The sequence below is a fragment of the Streptomyces longisporoflavus genome (assembly GCF_014649775.1).
Classification (GTDB): domain Bacteria; phylum Actinomycetota; class Actinomycetes; order Streptomycetales; family Streptomycetaceae; genus Streptomyces; species Streptomyces longisporoflavus.
Map to the genome: position 1 here is coordinate 198,539 of NZ_BMTR01000008.1, position 15,524 is coordinate 214,062.

General features: G+C 72.3%; 14 protein-coding genes. 10 read left to right on the forward strand and 4 right to left on the reverse strand.

Features of this window, described 5'->3' with window-relative positions; genetic code table 11:
* Nucleotides 1-50 precede the first annotated feature (50 nt).
* The 6 genes from IE226_RS18360 (at nt 51) to IE226_RS18385 (ending at nt 6,801) form a co-directional block, all read left to right on the forward strand.
* Nucleotides 51-818 carry a DUF4142 domain-containing protein gene (locus IE226_RS18360; protein ID WP_190082352.1) on the forward strand — a complete coding sequence of 256 codons (768 nt, stop codon included), beginning with the start codon at nt 51-53 and terminating at the stop codon, nt 816-818.
* 115 nt (nt 819-933) lie between these two features.
* Entirely contained in the window at nt 934-2,274 is a 1,341-nt protein-coding gene (locus IE226_RS18365) for an MbnB/TglH/ChrH family RiPP precursor modification enzyme (RefSeq protein WP_190082353.1), read from the forward strand.
* Between the two features lie 9 nt (nt 2,275-2,283).
* Nucleotides 2,284-3,234, forward strand: a complete 951-nt coding sequence (locus tag IE226_RS18370) for a TIGR04222 domain-containing membrane protein (protein WP_190082354.1) — start codon at nt 2,284-2,286, stop codon at nt 3,232-3,234.
* Nucleotides 3,235-3,422: 188 nt separating this feature from the next.
* Nucleotides 3,423-4,283, forward strand: a complete 861-nt coding sequence (locus tag IE226_RS18375) for a DUF4142 domain-containing protein (protein ID WP_190082355.1) — start codon at nt 3,423-3,425, stop codon at nt 4,281-4,283.
* Between the two features lie 39 nt (nt 4,284-4,322).
* Nucleotides 4,323-5,084 carry a TIGR04222 domain-containing membrane protein gene (locus tag IE226_RS18380; protein ID WP_190082356.1) on the forward strand — a complete coding sequence of 254 codons (762 nt, stop codon included), beginning with the start codon at nt 4,323-4,325 and terminating at the stop codon, nt 5,082-5,084.
* 97 nt (nt 5,085-5,181) lie between these two features.
* The gene (locus tag IE226_RS18385; RefSeq protein WP_190082357.1) at nt 5,182-6,801 is read left to right on the forward strand and encodes an alpha/beta hydrolase; all 1,620 of its coding nucleotides are present in this window, start codon (nt 5,182-5,184) and stop codon (nt 6,799-6,801) included.
* Nucleotides 6,802-6,886: 85 nt separating this feature from the next.
* Here IE226_RS18385 and hemQ read toward each other — a convergent pair whose 3' ends face one another.
* Both hemQ and hemG read right to left on the reverse strand, forming a co-directional pair.
* Nucleotides 6,887-7,606: a hydrogen peroxide-dependent heme synthase gene (gene hemQ / locus IE226_RS18390; RefSeq protein ID WP_190082358.1), complete on the reverse strand. Its 720-nt coding sequence runs from the start codon at nt 7,604-7,606 to the stop codon at nt 6,887-6,889.
* Nucleotides 7,607-7,610: 4 nt separating this feature from the next.
* Nucleotides 7,611-9,062 carry a protoporphyrinogen oxidase gene (hemG, locus tag IE226_RS18395; protein WP_190082359.1) on the reverse strand — a complete coding sequence of 484 codons (1,452 nt, stop codon included), beginning with the start codon at nt 9,060-9,062 and terminating at the stop codon, nt 7,611-7,613.
* A 141-nt stretch (nt 9,063-9,203) separates the two neighbouring features.
* On the opposite strand from hemG, the gene IE226_RS18400 reads away from it, so the two are divergent.
* Together IE226_RS18400 and IE226_RS18405 are read left to right on the forward strand one after the other, a co-directional pair.
* Nucleotides 9,204-10,172, forward strand: a complete 969-nt coding sequence (locus IE226_RS18400) for a DUF4349 domain-containing protein (RefSeq protein WP_190082360.1) — start codon at nt 9,204-9,206, stop codon at nt 10,170-10,172.
* A 37-nt stretch (nt 10,173-10,209) separates the two neighbouring features.
* Nucleotides 10,210-11,592 carry an FAD-dependent oxidoreductase gene (locus tag IE226_RS18405; RefSeq protein WP_190082361.1) on the forward strand — a complete coding sequence of 461 codons (1,383 nt, stop codon included), beginning with the start codon at nt 10,210-10,212 and terminating at the stop codon, nt 11,590-11,592.
* Here the strand turns inward: IE226_RS18405 and IE226_RS18410 are convergent.
* Both IE226_RS18410 and hemE read right to left on the reverse strand, forming a co-directional pair.
* Nucleotides 11,589-12,647, reverse strand: coding sequence for a hypothetical protein (locus IE226_RS18410; protein ID WP_190082362.1), 1,059 nt, complete (start codon nt 12,645-12,647; stop codon nt 11,589-11,591). The genes IE226_RS18405 and IE226_RS18410 overlap by 4 nt on opposite strands.
* Nucleotides 12,648-12,710: 63 nt before the next feature.
* Nucleotides 12,711-13,778 (reverse strand): uroporphyrinogen decarboxylase, encoded by a 1,068-nt coding sequence (hemE, locus tag IE226_RS18415; protein WP_190082363.1) that lies wholly within the window; start codon nt 13,776-13,778, stop codon nt 12,711-12,713.
* Nucleotides 13,779-13,898: 120 nt separating this feature from the next.
* Between hemE and IE226_RS18420 the strand changes: the two genes are divergently transcribed.
* Nucleotides 13,899-14,564: a DUF3000 domain-containing protein gene (locus IE226_RS18420; protein WP_190082364.1), complete on the forward strand. Its 666-nt coding sequence runs from the start codon at nt 13,899-13,901 to the stop codon at nt 14,562-14,564.
* A gap of 242 nt (nt 14,565-14,806) precedes the next feature.
* A complete protein-coding gene (locus IE226_RS18425; RefSeq protein ID WP_160507754.1) occupies nt 14,807-15,469 on the forward strand; it encodes a response regulator transcription factor in 663 nt (220 codons plus the stop codon).
* Nucleotides 15,470-15,524 lie beyond the last annotated feature (55 nt).

The window sequence follows — 15,524 nt, forward strand, 5'->3', positions numbered from 1 at the left end:
GAAGTAGCTTGCCTCGACGGCAGGTTGACCGGGCAGGGAGGCACGGCACATTGCGGCGTATCAACGGCACGGCTCTGATCATCGCGGCTCTCGTGGTCACACTGGGCGCGCTCGCGTTCCCCATGTGGTCCTACGCCGACCGTTCGGGCACGGGGCCCGCCAATCTGGCCGCAGGGTCCGTGGCGACACAGTGGGGTCCGCTCTCGGCGGCCGACCGCGATCTCCTCGTGAAGGTGCGGCTCGCGGGACTGTGGGAGCTGCCCGCGGGCCAGCAGGCCGTCGAGCGGGCGCCGACCGAGGCGATCAAGGAGGCCGGTGACCATCTGATCGTCGGCCACACGGACCTCGACAAGCGGGCCCGTTCGGTCGCGGCGCAGCTCGGCGTGGAGCTGCCGAACCAGCCCACGGCCCAGCAGCAGGGCTGGCTCCAGGAGCTGACCGAGGCCGAGGGCATGGAGTACCAGCGGAAGTTCGCGAATCTGCTGCGGGTCGCACACGGCAAGGTGTTCAGCGTGATCGCGCAGGTTCGGGACAGCACCCGCAACACGCTGATACGGCAACTGGCCAGCGACTCCAACCAGACGGTCCTCGACCACATCACGATGCTGGAGGCCACGGGTCTGGTCGACTTCGACGACATCGCCAACGGCGGCGCCGCCACCGCCACGGCCAGCCCCACCGGGCCCCCGCCGCCGAACGGAACCGCTCCCCCGGAGCCCCCGCCGGCCGGCCCGACCGGCGACGTGTCCACGACGTCACGGCCCTCTCCCGCGCCGCCCGGAGAGGTCAACACGAACAGGCCGGAACCTCAAATGTAGCTCTGAACGTCCCCCCTCAGGGGTTCGGCCGCACAGGCCCGGGCCATTACCCCTGCACACGTTCACAAGACACGGGCGCGAGCATGACGCGGGGTCTTGGCGGAGGAGGGGGAACATGAAGCCTTTGGGGACCGGAATCGGGTGGCGTCCGGAGATCGCGGACGCCGTGGAGCGGATGCCCGGCATCGACTGGGTCGAGGCTGTCGCGGAGAACCTGTGCCCCGGGCACATCCCCGACTCCCTCCAACGGCTGCGCGAGCGCGGCGTGACGGTGGTGCCGCACGGCGTCTCGCTCGGCCTCGGCGACGCCGAGCGCCCCGCCGAGACCCGCCTCGCCGCGCTCGCCGAGCGCGCGCAGGCACTCGGATCGCCGCTGGTCACCGAGCACATCGCCTTCGTACGCGCCGGAGGCCCGCTGACGGCCTCGCAGCCGCTGGAGGCGGGCCACCTGCTTCCGGTGCCGCGCACCCGTGACGCCCTCGACGTGCTGTGCGAGAACGTACGCATCGCGCAGGACGCGCTGCCGGTGCCGCTCGCCGTGGAGAACATCGCGGCGCTGATCTCCTGGCCCGGCGAGGAGATGACGGAGGGGCAGTTCCTGTACGAGCTCGTCGAGCGCACGGGTGTCCGCCTGCTCATCGACGTCGCCAACCTCCACACGAACCACGTCAACCGCGGCGAGGACCCGGCGAAGGCCCTGGACGAGCTGCCGGTCGAGGCCATCGCGTACGTCCATGTCGCGGGCGGCTTCGAGCGGGACGGCGTCTGGCACGACAGCCACGCCCACCCCGTGCCCGAGCCGGTCCTCGCGATCCTGGCGGACCTGGCGTCACGGGTGACGCCGCCGGGTGTCCTGCTCGAACGGGACGAGAACTTCCCGGCGCCGCAGGAGCTGGAGCGGGAGCTCAACGCGATACGGGAGACCGTGCGGGCGGGTGCACCGGTCTCCGGCGAGTGCGCCACCGTCACGGCGTCGGTCACCCCCTCCGCGGCGCCCGCCGTGCGTCCCGCTCCCGCTGCCGCCCCCGTTCCCGCTCCCGTCCCCGCCCGGCAGCGTCTCGCCCTCGCGCAGGCCGCACTCCTCTCCGCGCTCGTCGCGGGGACGCCCGCACCCGAGGGGTTCGACCGGGCCCGTCTCACCGTGCAGAGCCGGGCGCTGGCCGGCAAGCGGGCGGACGTCGTGGCGAAGGTGGCGCCCGAACTGCCGGAGATCCTCGGCGCGGCCTACCGCGCGCGGTTCCTCTCGTACGCCCGGTCACGTCCGATGTCCGGCGGATACCGGCGCGACGCGCTGGACTTCGCCGAGCAGCTGCTGCTCGCCGGGCAGCCCGAGGACGCCGCGGCGCGCGGGCAGCTGACCCGCTGGTGGCTGGAGCGGTCCGGGCCCGCGCCGCTGGACGGACGGCCGGTGACACGGTGGCTGCGGGCCGCGCGCCTCGCCCTGCGGCGGGGCTAGGAGGCGGCCGTGCAGATCCTGTCCGTCTGTCACGCCCTCCTTGTCGCGGCCTCGTCGGCCGCTCTCCTCGCCGCTGTCTCGCGCATACGGCGAGCCGGGCCCACGCAGCCCGACGCACGGCACGGAGCCGTTTTCGACCCCTTCGAGGCCGCTTTCCTCGCCGGCGGGCCCGGCCGGGTGGCCGACGCCGCCGTAGCGGCCCTGCACGAGGACGGACGCCTTGTCGTCGCGTGGCCCGGCATCGTCGAGATCCGGTCGGCCGAGGCCCGCAACCCGGTGGAGGCCGCGGCGATCGAGGCCCCGGCGTCCGCGCCGAGCAGCGCCCTGCACTGGCTGCGCATCGGCGTGATGCGCAGCCCCGCCGTACAGGCGATCGGCGACGACCTTGCCCTGCGCGGCTTGCTGGTGCGGCCCGAGGCACTGCGCGGCTTGCGGCGCCGGAAAATCCGGCACAACATCCTGACCGTCCTCGGGTTCGTCCTCGTCGTCGCCGTCATCGCCGTCGAGGACGGCGACGGACCCTCGTGGGACCCCGTGAGCGTGCCGACCATCACCATGATCGCGGCCTGGGCGGCCGGCGCTCTGGTCGGCGCTCTCTGCGGCGGGGCGGCCCGCACCGGGGTGACCGCCACGGGCCGGACCGCGCTTGCGGAGTACCGCGCCGCCGGGGCGGAGGTCCGAGGCGCGGCGCACCGCGTGGCGGTGGAGGGCCTTGTCGGCGTTCTCGACCCCGGTCTTCGCGCGCAGCTGGAGGCCGCGCACCGGGTGCGGCCGGGGCGGACCTCGGGGTCGTCGTCGGCGTACGCGAGCTCCGGGAGCACCATCGCGTGGTGCGGGGGCAGCGGGGCCGGCGACGGGTCGACGTGCGGCGGCTCCAGCTGCGGGAGTTCCGGCGGGGGCGGCGGCTCGTCCTGCGGAGGCGGCGGGGGCGGGGGCGGCTGCGGGGGCGGCAGCTCCTAGGCTTTGGCCAGGGGTTTTCCGGGAACGGGCCGGGATGCGGCCGGGGGCGCGACCGGCGGAACAGTGCCCGCCCGCTGCCCGCCCGTTTTCGATGCCCCTTACCCGTACGGCAGCTGACGTACTCCGGACGGTATCCCGCAGGGACCTCCGTGCGGCGCACTAACGTGCGGCGCGCAACAGGAGGCGTCATGCGATCCATCAACGGCACCGGCCTCATCGTCGCGGGCCTCGTCGCGACCCTGGCCGCGCTGCTCTTCCCCGTCTGGTCGTACGAGGACAGGTCGGGCACCAGCCTGGACAGACTCGACGCGGAGACCGTGTCGACGGAGTTCGGCCCGCTCTCCGCGCTCGACCGCGACTTCATCAGCAAGGTGCGCCTCGCCGGGCTCTGGGAACTGCCCGCCGGACAGCAGGCCGAGGCGCGCGGCACCACCAAGGCGGTCCAGACCGCGGGCGAACATCTCGTGGAGGGCCACACGTTCCTGGACGCGCGGGTGCGCGAGGTGGCGACGCGGCTCAATCTCGAACTGCCCAACCAGCCGAGCCCGCAGCAGCGGGAGTGGCTCGCGGAACTGAGCGACGCGGACGGCGACGCGTACGACGCGATGTTCGCCAACATCCTGCGCGCCGCCCACGGCAAGGTCTTCTCGGTGGTCGCCGAGGTCCGCGCCACCACCCGCAACTCGCTGGTGCGCACGCTCGCGGACGACGCGAACACGACGGTCCTCGACCACATCACGGTCCTGGAGGGCACGGGTCTCGTCGACTTCGACGAGCTGGCCCGTGACGCGGCATCGGCCGCCCCCGACCCGGTGACCCGCTCCCCGGCCCCGCCGGGTCCGATCGGGACCCCGTCCCCCGCGACCCCGGTCTCCCCCTCCCCGACCTTCCCCCTGCCCCCGCCGGCGTCCCGCCCCAAACCGACGGAGCCCGCACTGCCCGAGAAGAAGAAAAAGCCGGAGAAAGGCGCCGAGAAAAAGGGAAAGCGCGAGGCCCGCGGCAAAGCGGAAGGTCACGTATCTGCCATCCCGCGTCCGCATGCTGAATAACCCATGGCGCGGCCCCGCTTTCTCGCATAAAACACCGGCATGTTCTGGCTTCCTCTCCTTCTCGTGGCCTGGGTCGTGACGGGCCTGTCCTGTGCCCGGCTCTGCCTCACCGCGTACCGCGCCGTCCAGCACGGCGCGGCCCCGGAGCACCGTCATGAACTGACGCTCTACGAAACCGCGTTCCTCGCCGGCGGCCCCGCGCGCGTCGCCGACCTCACCCTGGTCTCGATGGCCCGCACCCGGCGCCTGCTGCTCGCGCACACCGGCTGGGCGACGGTCGTCGATCCGGTGGGCGGCGACGACATGGAGCGTTCCGTGCTCGGCGCCATAGGGCCCGCCGGGCAGTCACCGATAGCTCCGGTACGCCGGGCGGCGGCGGGCACCGACGCCATGCGCGCCCTCGCGGACCGCCTCGTCGCGGCGGGCCTCGCCCTGCCCGAGGGCACCTGGTCGGGGGTGGCCGGAGCGGTCCGGCAGGTGCGGGCCGCCGCGGTGGCGGTGCTCGCGCTGGGGGCCGTGGCGCTGCTGATGCCCGCTCAGGAGCCTGCGGGCCAGGTGCCCCTGGCGCTCTGGTTCGCGCTGCCGCTGGTCCTGAACGCGAGCTGCCTCGCCGTCGCCCGCGTCGAGATCCATCCCTACCCCCGCTGGGCCTCGCCCGCGGGCCAGCTCCTTTTGAGCTCGCTCCCCGCACGCGGCGGCTCGGACCTCACCGCCGTCGCCGTCCGCGGCACCCGCGCCCTCACCGATCCGGAACTGCGTGCGGCTTTCGCACACCGATATGCGGCGCATCGGGGTCATTGAGCCGAAACAGGTGAGGCGGTGCTTTACTTCGCCATTTACCGAACGAATCATCCCTTTTATTCGAGCAACGCACGGCCGAATGAAGGAATGAAGAGCGATGAGAGCAGCAGCCGCCCTCTACGGAACCGCCGGATCCCTGGTCCTGACCGCCCTCGTCGCCGCCCCCACGGGGAGCGCGTCCGCGGCCGACCCCGCCCCCTACCTGGAGGCGCACGGCAGTCTTCTGGCGGCCCAGCGCGCGGAGGCGGCCGGCATCCGCTTCGGCACGTGTCCCGCGTCGGAGGGCCTGCCGCCCTCGGTCAAGTGCGGCACCGTGTCGGTGCCGCTCGACTACGCACGCCCGTACGGCAAGCAGATCAAGCTGACCGTCAGCCACGTCAAGGCCACGAAGAAGGCCGAACCGCGTCGCGGCAAGGCCGTCAAACGGCAGGGCGCCCTCGTGTTCAACCCCGGCGGGCCCGGCGGGTCCGGCATGTACTTCCCGATGGCCGGCATGCTCCCGGAGTGGAAGCGCATCGCGGCGGCGTACGACCTCGTGGGCTACGCCCCGCGCGGTGTGGGGCGCTCGGCGCCGATCTCCTGCCAGGACCCCAAGCGGTTCGCCAAGGCGCCGACCGAGGCTCCCACCCACCCGACCGCCGCGTACAAGCAGGAGCGCATCAAGGAGGCGAAGGCGTACGCGGAGGGCTGCGTCAAGCGCTCGGGGCAGGACGTGCGGCACTACACGAGCCTGAACAACGCGCGTGACCTGGATGTGCTGCGGGCGGCGCTCGGCGAGAAGAAGCTGACCTTCATGGGCGCCTCGTACGGCACCTACTTCGGCGCCGTGTACGCCTCGCTCTTCCCCACGCACGTGCGCCGCATGGTGTTCGACTCGGCGGTCAACCCCGACCCCGAGCAGATCTGGTACCGCAACAACCTCGACCAGTCCGCCGCCTTCGAACGGCGCTGGGGAGACTTCCGCGCCTGGGTGGCCAAGCACGACAAGACGTATCACCTGGGCAAGACGCCCGAAGCCGTCATGCGCAGCTACGAGAAGGTGCGCGACGCGGTGGCGGCCAAGCCCGCGGGCGGCAAGGTCGGCCCCGGCCAGCTGCAGTCGGCGTACCTCCAGGCCGGGTACTACGACGACTACTGGCCCACGCGCGCGTCGGCGCTCTCCCAGTATCTGAAGGGCAACCCGAAGCCGCTGATCGAGCAGGCCGGGCCGGAGCCGAAGGCTGCCAAGGAGCAGGAGAACGGCAACGCGGTCTACACCGCGGTCGAGTGCAACGACGCGGCCTGGCCGACGGACTTCGAGACCTGGGACCGCGACAACTCACGCCTCGCGCGCGTCGCTCCCTTCGAGACCTGGGACAACGCCTGGATGAACCTGCCGTGCGCCTACTGGCCCGCTCCCCGGCAGCAGCCCCTCGATGTCCGCGCGTCGGCGAACCTGCTTCCGCCGACGCTGATCCTGGCCGCCGAACGCGACGCGGCGACCCCGTACGAGGGCGCCAGGGAGCTGAACCGCAGGCTGGGAGGTTCGGTCCTGGTGACCGAGCGGGACGCGGGAACGCACGGCATCGCCGGCGGACCCAACCGCTGCGTCAACGGCCACATGGAGTCCTACCTCCTGGAGGGCAGGCTCCCCGCGCGGCCCACGGAGTGCGCCCCGCACAAGGAGCCCGAGCCGCTGTCCGGCGCCCGGGCGGCGGCCCTTCCCGAGCAGCACTAGCGATCCCCCGCCGAAACACGCGCCGGGCGGGCGCGGCGACCGGCATCCGGTTGCCGCGCCCGCCCGGCACGTGGCACGAGGAGGGTTACGCGAGACCCGCCACGAGGTCCGCCACGGACTTGCGGCGGCCGGTGTAGAACGGGACCTCTTCGCGGACGTGCATGCGGGCCTCGGAGGCACGCAGGTGCCGCATGAGGTCGACGATGCGGTACAGCTCGTCGGCCTCGAAGGCGAGCAGCCACTCGTAGTCACCGAGGGAGAACGAGGCGACCGTGTTGGCGCGCACGTCGGGGTAGCCGCGGGCCATCATGCCGTGGTCCTTGAGCATGCGGCGACGGTCCTCGTCGGGCAGGAGGTACCAGTCGTAGGAGCGCACGAAGGGGTAGACGCTGACATAGTTACGCGGCGTCTCGTCGGCCAGGAAGGCCGGGATGTGCGACTTGTTGAACTCGGCGGGGCGGTGCAGCGCCATGTTCGACCAGACCGGCTCCAGGGCGCGGCCCAGCTTGGTGCGCCGGAAGAGGTTGTAGGCCTCCTGCAGCTCGTCGGCGGTCTCGGCGTGCCACCAGATCATGATGTCGGCGTCGGCGCGCAGGCCCGACACGTCGTACGTGCCGCGGACGGTGATGTCCTTGGCGGCGAGCTGGTCGAACAGCTCCTGGACCTCGTCGGCGTAGCCGGCGCGGTCCTCGGGGAGCACGTCCTTCAGCTTGAAGACGGACCACAGCGTGTAGCGGATGACCTCGTTGAGGTCCTTGGCCTTCTTGCCCGCGTTCGGGCTCTTGGCGGGGGCGTCGTCACTCATGGCCCTATTCTCCTCCGCCGCCGTGCAGGCTCTGCACCGGGTTGGCGGTGAGCTCCTGCACACCGGCGAGGTCGCCGCCCAGCTGGTCCACGGCCGCGTACGCGCTCGCGATGCACGCGGGGATGCCCACACCGTCGTACGCCGCTCCGCACACGGCGAGGCCCGGCAGCTTGCTCACGTGCTCGCGGACACGGGCCACGCGCGCGTGGTGGCCGACGGGGTACTGCGGCAGTCCGTCGTGCCAGCGCGTGACGCGGGTCGCGACGGGCTCGGCGTCCAGGCCGGTGGCCGCGCGCAGGTCGCGCCGGGAGAGCTCGACGAGCTCGGCGTCGTCGCGCCCCAGGATCGCCGTCTCGCCGTACCGGCCTACGGACGTGCGCAGCACAAGGAGGTCGGGGTCCTCGTCGGCGATCCAGCCCCACTTGCGCGAGGCGAAGGTGGACGCCTTGATGGTGTGCCCGTCGACGGGCGGCACGAGAAAGCCGCTGCCTTCGGGGAGGTCCGTCTCGCTGCGGCGGTACGCGAGGGTCATCAGGGCCATGGAGGCGTACTCGACGCCCGCGAGCTCGGCCGCGGCGGCGGGCGCCTCGACTCCCAGGAGCGCGGCGGCGGCGTACGCGGGTACAGCCACGACCACGGCGCCGGCGTCGATGATCTCCTCCCCCGCGGTGACCTGCCAGCCCTCCGGAGTGCGCCGCAGCCCGGTGACCGGCGTCCCGGTGCGGATCTCGCCGCCACGCGCGCGTACGGAATCGGCGACCGCGAGCGGGAGCCGGCCGACGCCGCCCTCGATGCCCATGAAGACGGGGCCGGTCTGCTGGTTTCGCGCGGCGCGGGCCTGGATCGCGCGGACGCCCTCGGTGAGCGAGGTGTGCGTGCGGGCGGCTTCGAAGAGCTGCGGGACGGCCGAGCGCATCGAGATGCGGTAGGCGTCGCCCGCGTAGACCCCGCCGAGCAGCGGCTCCACGAGGCGGTCGACGACCTCGCGGCCGAGGCGCTCGGCCACGTACGCGCCGACGGCGACGTCGTCGCCGACCTCGGTGGGCGGCAGGTCGCGGTCCTGCTCGATGCGGTGCAGGCCCTCGTCGGAGAGGACGCCGGACAACGCCGACGCGTCGCCCGGTACGCCCATGACGTGCCCCTTGGGCATCGGCCGCAGGGCTCCCCTGGTCCAGATCGCCGCGGTCGCCGTGGCGGGCGGCTGCAACCGGTCGCTCAGGCCCACCTCGCGCGCGAGGGCGACGGCTTCGGGGCGGCGGGCCAGCATCGACTCGGCGCCGAGATCGACGCGGACGCCCTCGATCTCGCCGGGGAGCAGCTTGCCGCCGAGCCGGTCGGAGGCTTCCAGGACGGTCACGCGGGCTCCGCCGGCGAGCAATCGGTGGGCGGCGGCAAGTCCGGCGATCCCGCCGCCGATGACAACGACATGGCCCGTACGTGTGTCCGTTTCGCGCATGCCCCCACTCTACGAGCCGCGCTCGCCCCGTCGCGCGAGTCCCTTCCGTGACCCCATCGGGACGTGTCGGCAACCACCGTTCTGCCCCTGCCCGGCGTCTAAGGAGCATCAATCACCACGGACCTCGGGGGGTACGTCGAGATGCTCGCGTCCAGCACGTCAAGGCACCGCACCGTCCAGACACTCTCGGCCGTCCTGCTCGCGGCGGCCCTCGCGCTCACGGGGTGCAGCGCGGGCGGCGGGGACAGCGGCGGCGACAGCGACAAGGCGGCGGGCTACGCGCAGGAGGACGCGGCCACCTCCGGCAACTCCGGCAACAAAGAGGGCAAGGGGGTGGGCGGAGGCGGCCGGGCGGATCAGTCCGGCAAGAAGAAGCCGCCCGAGTTCACCGGCACGCACATCATCCGCACCGCCACCCTGACCGTCCGCGTCAAGGACGTACCGAAGGCCCTGGACGAGGCGCGCGCGGCGGCCACCGACGCGGGCGGCGTCGTCGGCGACGAGACCACGGACCGCGACGACCGCGGCCACGAGCGCTCCCGCATCGTGCTGCGCGTCCCGCAGGACCAGTACGAGGAGGTCCTCACGGCGCTCGAAGGCACCGGCAAACTGATCGAGCGCAGGGCCAAGGCGCAGGACGTCACCGAGCAGGTCGTCGACGTCGAGAGCCGCGTCAAGTCGCAGCGGGCGAGCGTGGCCCGCGTACGCGAACTGATGGACAAGGCCACGAAACTGAGCGATGTCGTCACCCTGGAAGGGGAGTTGAGCACCCGTCAGTCCGAACTGGAGGCGCTGCTCGCCCAGCGGTCCTCGCTCAAGGACCGTACGAGCATGTCGACGATCACGCTCTCGCTGAGCGAGACGGCCGAGCGGAAGGCCGAAGCGGACGACGACGACCCGACGTTCGTGGACGCGCTGTCCGGCGGCTGGAACGCCTTCGTGACGATGCTGCGGTGGGTGACGGTCGCCCTCGGCGCGGTCCTGCCGTTCGTGGCGGTGGCGACGCTGCTGTTCGTGCTGTGGCAGCGTCTTGTGCGACCTAGGTTGCCCCGGCGGCCCGCGGTGGCCGCGGCCCCGGCCGCACCGGCTCGCGAGGGCGACGAAGCCTAGGAGCCCGGCGACTTCCGCCGCGTCGTAGCGTGTCCGTATGAGTAGCGCTAAAGAGCGACTGGTGGTCATCGGGGGCGATGCGGCGGGCATGTCCGCCGCATCGCAGGCACGCAGGCTCAAGGGGCCGGACGAACTGGAGATCGTCGCGTTCGAGCGCGGCCACTTCACGTCGTACTCGGCCTGCGGCATCCCCTACTGGGTCGGCGGCGACGTCCCTTCGCGGGACGAGCTGATCGCGCGTACGCCCGAGGAGCACCGGGCCCGCGACATCGACCTGCGGATGCGTACGGAGGTCACGGAGATCGATGTCGCCGGCGGCCAGGTCCGCACCCGGGACCTGGAGTCGGGCGTCGAGGCCCGGACGCCGTACGACAAGCTCGTCATCGGCACCGGCGCCCGCCCCATCCGCCCCTCCCTGCCCGGCATCGACGCCCCCGGCGTGCACGGCGTGCAGACCCTGGACGACGGCCAGGCGCTCCTGGACACGCTGGCCCGCACACCGGGCCGCAGGGCCGTCGTCATCGGCGCGGGCTACATCGGCGTCGAGATGGCCGAGGCCCTGATCCAGCGCCGCTACGAGGTCACGGTCGTCAACCGCGGCCGGGAGCCGATGTCGACGCTCGACCCGGACATGGGCCGCCTCGTCCATGACGCCATGTCCGGCATGGGCATCGAGATGGTGAACGACGCGGAGGTCACCAAGATCCTCACCGGTGACGACGGCCGGGTCAGGGCGGTGGCCACCGAGGACGCGGAGTATCCGGCGGACGTGGTGGTGCTCGGCATCGGCGTGCGCCCCGAGACGGAACTCGCGAAGGCCGCGGGCCTGCCCGTCGGCGAGTACGGCGGTCTGCTCACGGATCTGGCGATGCGGGTGCGGGGGCACGAGAACATCTGGGCGGGCGGCGACTGTGTCGAGGTGCTCGACCTCGTCTCGGGCCGCGAGCGCCACATCGCCCTCGGCACCCACGCCAACAAGCACGGCCAGGTCATCGGCTCGAACGTGGGCGGGAGTTACGCGACCTTCCCCGGTGTCGTCGGCACGGCCGTCAGCAAGGTCTGCGACCTGGAGATCGCCCGCACGGGTCTGCGCGAGAAGGACGCGCGGGCGGCGGGGCTGCAGTACGTGGCGGTGACCATCGAGTCGACGAGCCGTGCGGGCTACTACCCCGGCGCGGCCGCGATGACCGTGAAGATGCTCGCCGAGCGCCTCACGGGACGGCTGCTCGGCGTCCAGATCGTCGGCCGCGAGGGGGCGGGGAAGCGTGTCGACATCGCGGCCGTGGCCCTGACGGCGCGGATGACGGTGGATCAGATGACGGCGCTCGACCTCGGCTACGCACCGCCGTTCTCGCCGGTGTGGGACCCGGTCCTGGTGGCGGCACGCAAGGCGGTGGCGGCGGTGCGTTCGGCGCGCTAGCCCTCAGGACTCCGGGTTGTCCCTGTTCCCGGGGACTCCGCTCCGTCCACCGGGGGCTCCGCCCCGTTCCCCGGGGACTCCGCTCCGAAGAGAGCCTCGCGCCGCTCCCGCAGCCGCGCGAGGGTCTCGCGCGCGGTCGCGGCGGTGAAGGCCGGGCAGAGGAGGGCTTCCGGCGGGGCGCCCCAGCCGCCGGTGCCGCGCTCCGCTTCGTAGACCCGGCGCCCGGCGGGACTGCTCAGGTGGAGGCCGACCCAGACGGCGTCGGGGCCGCTGCCCGGCAGTCCGGGGTGCCCGTCGTGCGCGCACCGCGCGTCGGAGAGATGAGAAAGGGCCGCTTCGAGTCCCGCCGCCAGATCGTCGAGGACCGGCTTCGACCGCATCATGTCGGAGATCGCGTACCAGGAGACGGCCGCGGCGGCGACGACGAGCCCCGCACGGTCGTCGGGGTCGGTGGCCCGGCCGAGCGCGTCACCGACGTGGGAGATCTCGGAGTCGACGTCGGTGCCCGGCCGTGGGCAGCCGTGCAGGACGGCGGAGAGCGACTCGATGTCCTGCTGGATGTCCTCGGGGAGGCGCGGCGGGATGCCGGCCGCCGATCCGGGCTCGATGAAGTCCATGGCGATACGCGCGAACCCGGCGACGTTGCGCGGGCAGAGCCACTCGTCGCGCGGGCGCTCGTCCTCGTCCCACTCGGCGCCTTCGTCGACCAGGTCCGGCAGGAGGTCGCGGAGCCAGAAGAGGTGGTCCTCCAACTCGTCCTCGGCGTACGGATGCACTTCGTGGGGGCACGGCCTGTCCCCGAGCGCCCCGTCGGCCGCCCGCACCGCGTCGAACACGGCGCCGGGCACGTCGTCGCCCGGCAGCCAGCCGACGTACGGCAACATCATCACCAGGCCGAGGGTCCACTGGTGCGCGCGCTCACCGCCGGGGTCCGCGGCGAGCGCCCGTGCGCATTCCAGGACGATCCGGTCCTTCGCCGCGTCGCGGTGGCTCTGGTAGTCGTCCTGGACTCCGCCCCAGGCTTCGACGAGATCACCGATCTCCGCCGCGGACATGCACCGCCCCCTCCTCACCCGGCATATTCAGGTGAGATTTTCGGCCAACTACGAACCGCTCCGTCAGCGGGCGGTCCGCGTGTGGACGTGCTCCACGAGCCGGGTCAGCGCCTCCGGGTCCGTGGTCGGCAGGACGCCGTGGCCGAGGTTGAAGATGTGCCCCTCCAGGCCGGACGCGGCCGCAAGCACCTCGTCCGTCTTGGCCTCGATCGCCTCCCGCGTGGAGAAGAGGACCGCGGGGTCGAGGTTGCCCTGCAGCGCCTTGCCGGGACCGACCCGCCGCACGGCCTCGTCCATCGGCACCCGCCAGTCGACGCCCACCACGTCGGCGCCCGCCTCGCCCATCAGACCGAGCAGCTCGCCCGTGCCGACGCCGAAGTGGATGCGCGGCACTCCGTACGGGGCCACGGCGTCGAAGACCTTCCGCGAGGCGGGCATCACCGAACGCCGGTAGTCGGCGGGGGCCAGGGCGCCCACCCACGAGTCGAAGAGCTGCACGGCGCTCGCGCCCGCCTCGATCTGCACCTTCAGGAAGGCGCCGGTGATCTCCGCGAGCCGGTCCAGCAGGTCGGCCCACAGCTGCGGGTCGCCGTACATGAGCGCCTTGGTGTTCTCGTGGTTACGGCTCGGACCGCCCTCGACGAGGTAGCTCGCGAGGGTGAAAGGCGCGCCGGCGAAACCGATGAGCGGGGTGGACCCCAGCTCGGCCGTCAGCATGCCGATCGCCTGCGTCACGTAGCTCACGTCGTCCGGCGTCAGATCCCGCAGCTGGGCGAGGTCGGCGCGCGAGCGGATGGGGTTGGCGACGACCGGGCCGATGCCCGGCTTGATGTCGAGGTCGATGCCGATGGCCTTGAGGGGGACGACGATGTCGCTGAAGTAGATCGCGGCGTCGACCTTGTGGCGGCGCACCGGCTGCAGCGTGATCTCCGTGACCAGCTCCGGCATCATGCAGGACTCCAGCATGGCCGTGCCCTCGCGCACCTTGCGGTACTCGGGCAGTGAGCGCCCCGCCTGCCGCATGAACCAGACCGGCGTGTGCGGCACGGGCTCCCGCCGGCAGGCCTTCATGAAAGCGGAGTCGTACGTAGCTGCGTTCTGCTGGCCCGCGGGGCTGGTGTTGGCACTCACCCTCAGAGTCTCGCACGGGCCCGCGCACCCCTGTCCCGAGGGACACCCTGCCTTGACCGGGGCCCCTCGCACGGGTGTCTCTCCCTGCGCGAAGCCACCGTTCCCCTTAACCTTCCCCGCATGGCTGCGGCTCAGGGACAACGGTCGGACGGCGCTGGCGAGATGGAAAGTACGGAGGGGAAGGTGGCGGAATCGGCTCCGTTGCCCTTTCGGGCGGCGGTCGAGGCGCTGCGCGGGGCACGGCTACGGCCTGAGATCGAGATCGACCCGACGAAGCCGCCGAAGCGCCTGGCCCCCCATGCGTACGCCCTGGAGGCGGCGGTGGTCGAAGGCGACGAGGACCTCGCGGACGGACGTCTGGTCCTGCTGCACGACCCGGCGGGGCACGACGCCTGGCAGGGCACCTTCCGCCTTGTCACGCTCGTACGCGCGGAGTTGGAGCCGGAGATGGCGGCGGACCCGCTGCTCCCGGAGGTCTGCTGGTCCTGGCTGACGGGCGCGCTGCAGGCGCGCGGCCTGGCCTGCGGGGAGCCGAGCGGCACCGTCACGCGCGCGGGCTCGCACTACTTCGGCGGCCTCTCGGAGCGGACGCCTGCCTCGCAGATCGAGATCCGGGCGTCGTGGACGCCGCGCGAGGGGGCGGGCGGGGTACCGGACACGGCCTCGCACCTCGCGGCGTGGTGCGATCTGCTCTGCCAGATCGCGGGACTGCCACCGGTGAGCCAGAGCCACGGCGAGGGGTCCGTGGTGTCGCTTCCGCAGCGACGGGGGCCGCAGACGCCGTGACCACGCCGGACGTGGACGGGACCGAACGATCACGCGGATGAGCGCTTCTGAACGACTGCGATTCGGGTTGATCTTCGGATGATCGATCGCGTGTCCGAATGGTCCGAATTGTTACTCACCAAATCGTGATCATTCTCTAAAGGCGGACGGGTTTGATGCCGAAGAGGTTGGTGACCTTGACAGCACGGTTCGTCCCGGCTTAATCCCCGAGCCGGCCGACGTCCCGCACCCCAGGAGGCCTGGTGTCCGTTCTCCTCGAGCAGCCTGCAAGCCTGGTCGCCTACCGCCCGAACAAGCCGACCGCCATGGTCGTCGTGGCCGATCCACGCGTGCGCTCCACCGTCACCCGCCACCTGTGGGCCCTCGGTGTACGCGATGTGATCGAGGCCTCGTCGATCGCGGAGGCTCGTCCCCGCATCGGCAACCCCCGTGACATCTGCGTCGCAGACGTCCACCTCCCCGACGGCTCCGGCCTGACTCTCCTATCGGAAACCCGCGCGGCGGGCTGGCCGAACGGCCTCGCCCTCTCCGCAGCCGATGACATCGGCGCCGTACGCAACGCCCTCGCGGGCGGCGTGAAGGGCTACGTCGTCACCGGCACCCGCAACAACGTCGGTCTCCCCACCCGCCCCGGCGCCGCGCCCATCGGCTCGGCCGCCGCCCGAATGCACCGCCGCCCGCCGGGCGCCCCGAGCCACCCCGGCGGCTACCGCGAGCTGTCCGGCCGTGAGGTCGAGGTGCTCCGCCTGGTCGCCGAGGGCCAGTCCAACAAGGCCATCGGCGTCTCGATGGGCCTGTCCGCCCTGACCGTGAAGAGTCACCTCGCCCGGATCGCACGCAAGCTCGGCACGGGTGACCGGGCCGGGATGGTGGCGGTGGCTCTGCGCACCGGAATCATTCACTGACTGATTTACACCCCTCGCGCGCCCGTCGACGGAACGTTCCGTCGACGGGCGCTGT

Excerpts from the sequence above, each read along its gene's own strand:
- IE226_RS18365 (WP_190082353.1), top strand. The coding sequence starts at position 934 with ATGAAGCCTTTGGGGACCGGAATCGGGTGGCGTCCGGAGATCGCGGAC.
- IE226_RS18400 (WP_190082360.1), top strand. The coding sequence starts at position 9,204 with ATGCTCGCGTCCAGCACGTCAAGGCACCGCACCGTCCAGACACTCTCG.
- IE226_RS18375 (WP_190082355.1), top strand. The coding sequence starts at position 3,423 with ATGCGATCCATCAACGGCACCGGCCTCATCGTCGCGGGCCTCGTCGCG.
- IE226_RS18380 (WP_190082356.1), top strand. The coding sequence starts at position 4,323 with ATGTTCTGGCTTCCTCTCCTTCTCGTGGCCTGGGTCGTGACGGGCCTG.
- IE226_RS18410 (WP_190082362.1), bottom strand. The coding sequence starts at position 12,647 with ATGTCCGCGGCGGAGATCGGTGATCTCGTCGAAGCCTGGGGCGGAGTC.
- hemG (WP_190082359.1), bottom strand. The coding sequence starts at position 9,062 with ATGCGCGAAACGGACACACGTACGGGCCATGTCGTTGTCATCGGCGGC.
- IE226_RS18405 (WP_190082361.1), top strand. The coding sequence starts at position 10,210 with ATGAGTAGCGCTAAAGAGCGACTGGTGGTCATCGGGGGCGATGCGGCG.
- IE226_RS18385 (WP_190082357.1), top strand. The coding sequence starts at position 5,182 with ATGAGAGCAGCAGCCGCCCTCTACGGAACCGCCGGATCCCTGGTCCTG.
- hemQ (WP_190082358.1), bottom strand. The coding sequence starts at position 7,606 with ATGAGTGACGACGCCCCCGCCAAGAGCCCGAACGCGGGCAAGAAGGCC.
- IE226_RS18420 (WP_190082364.1), top strand. The coding sequence starts at position 13,899 with ATGGCTGCGGCTCAGGGACAACGGTCGGACGGCGCTGGCGAGATGGAA.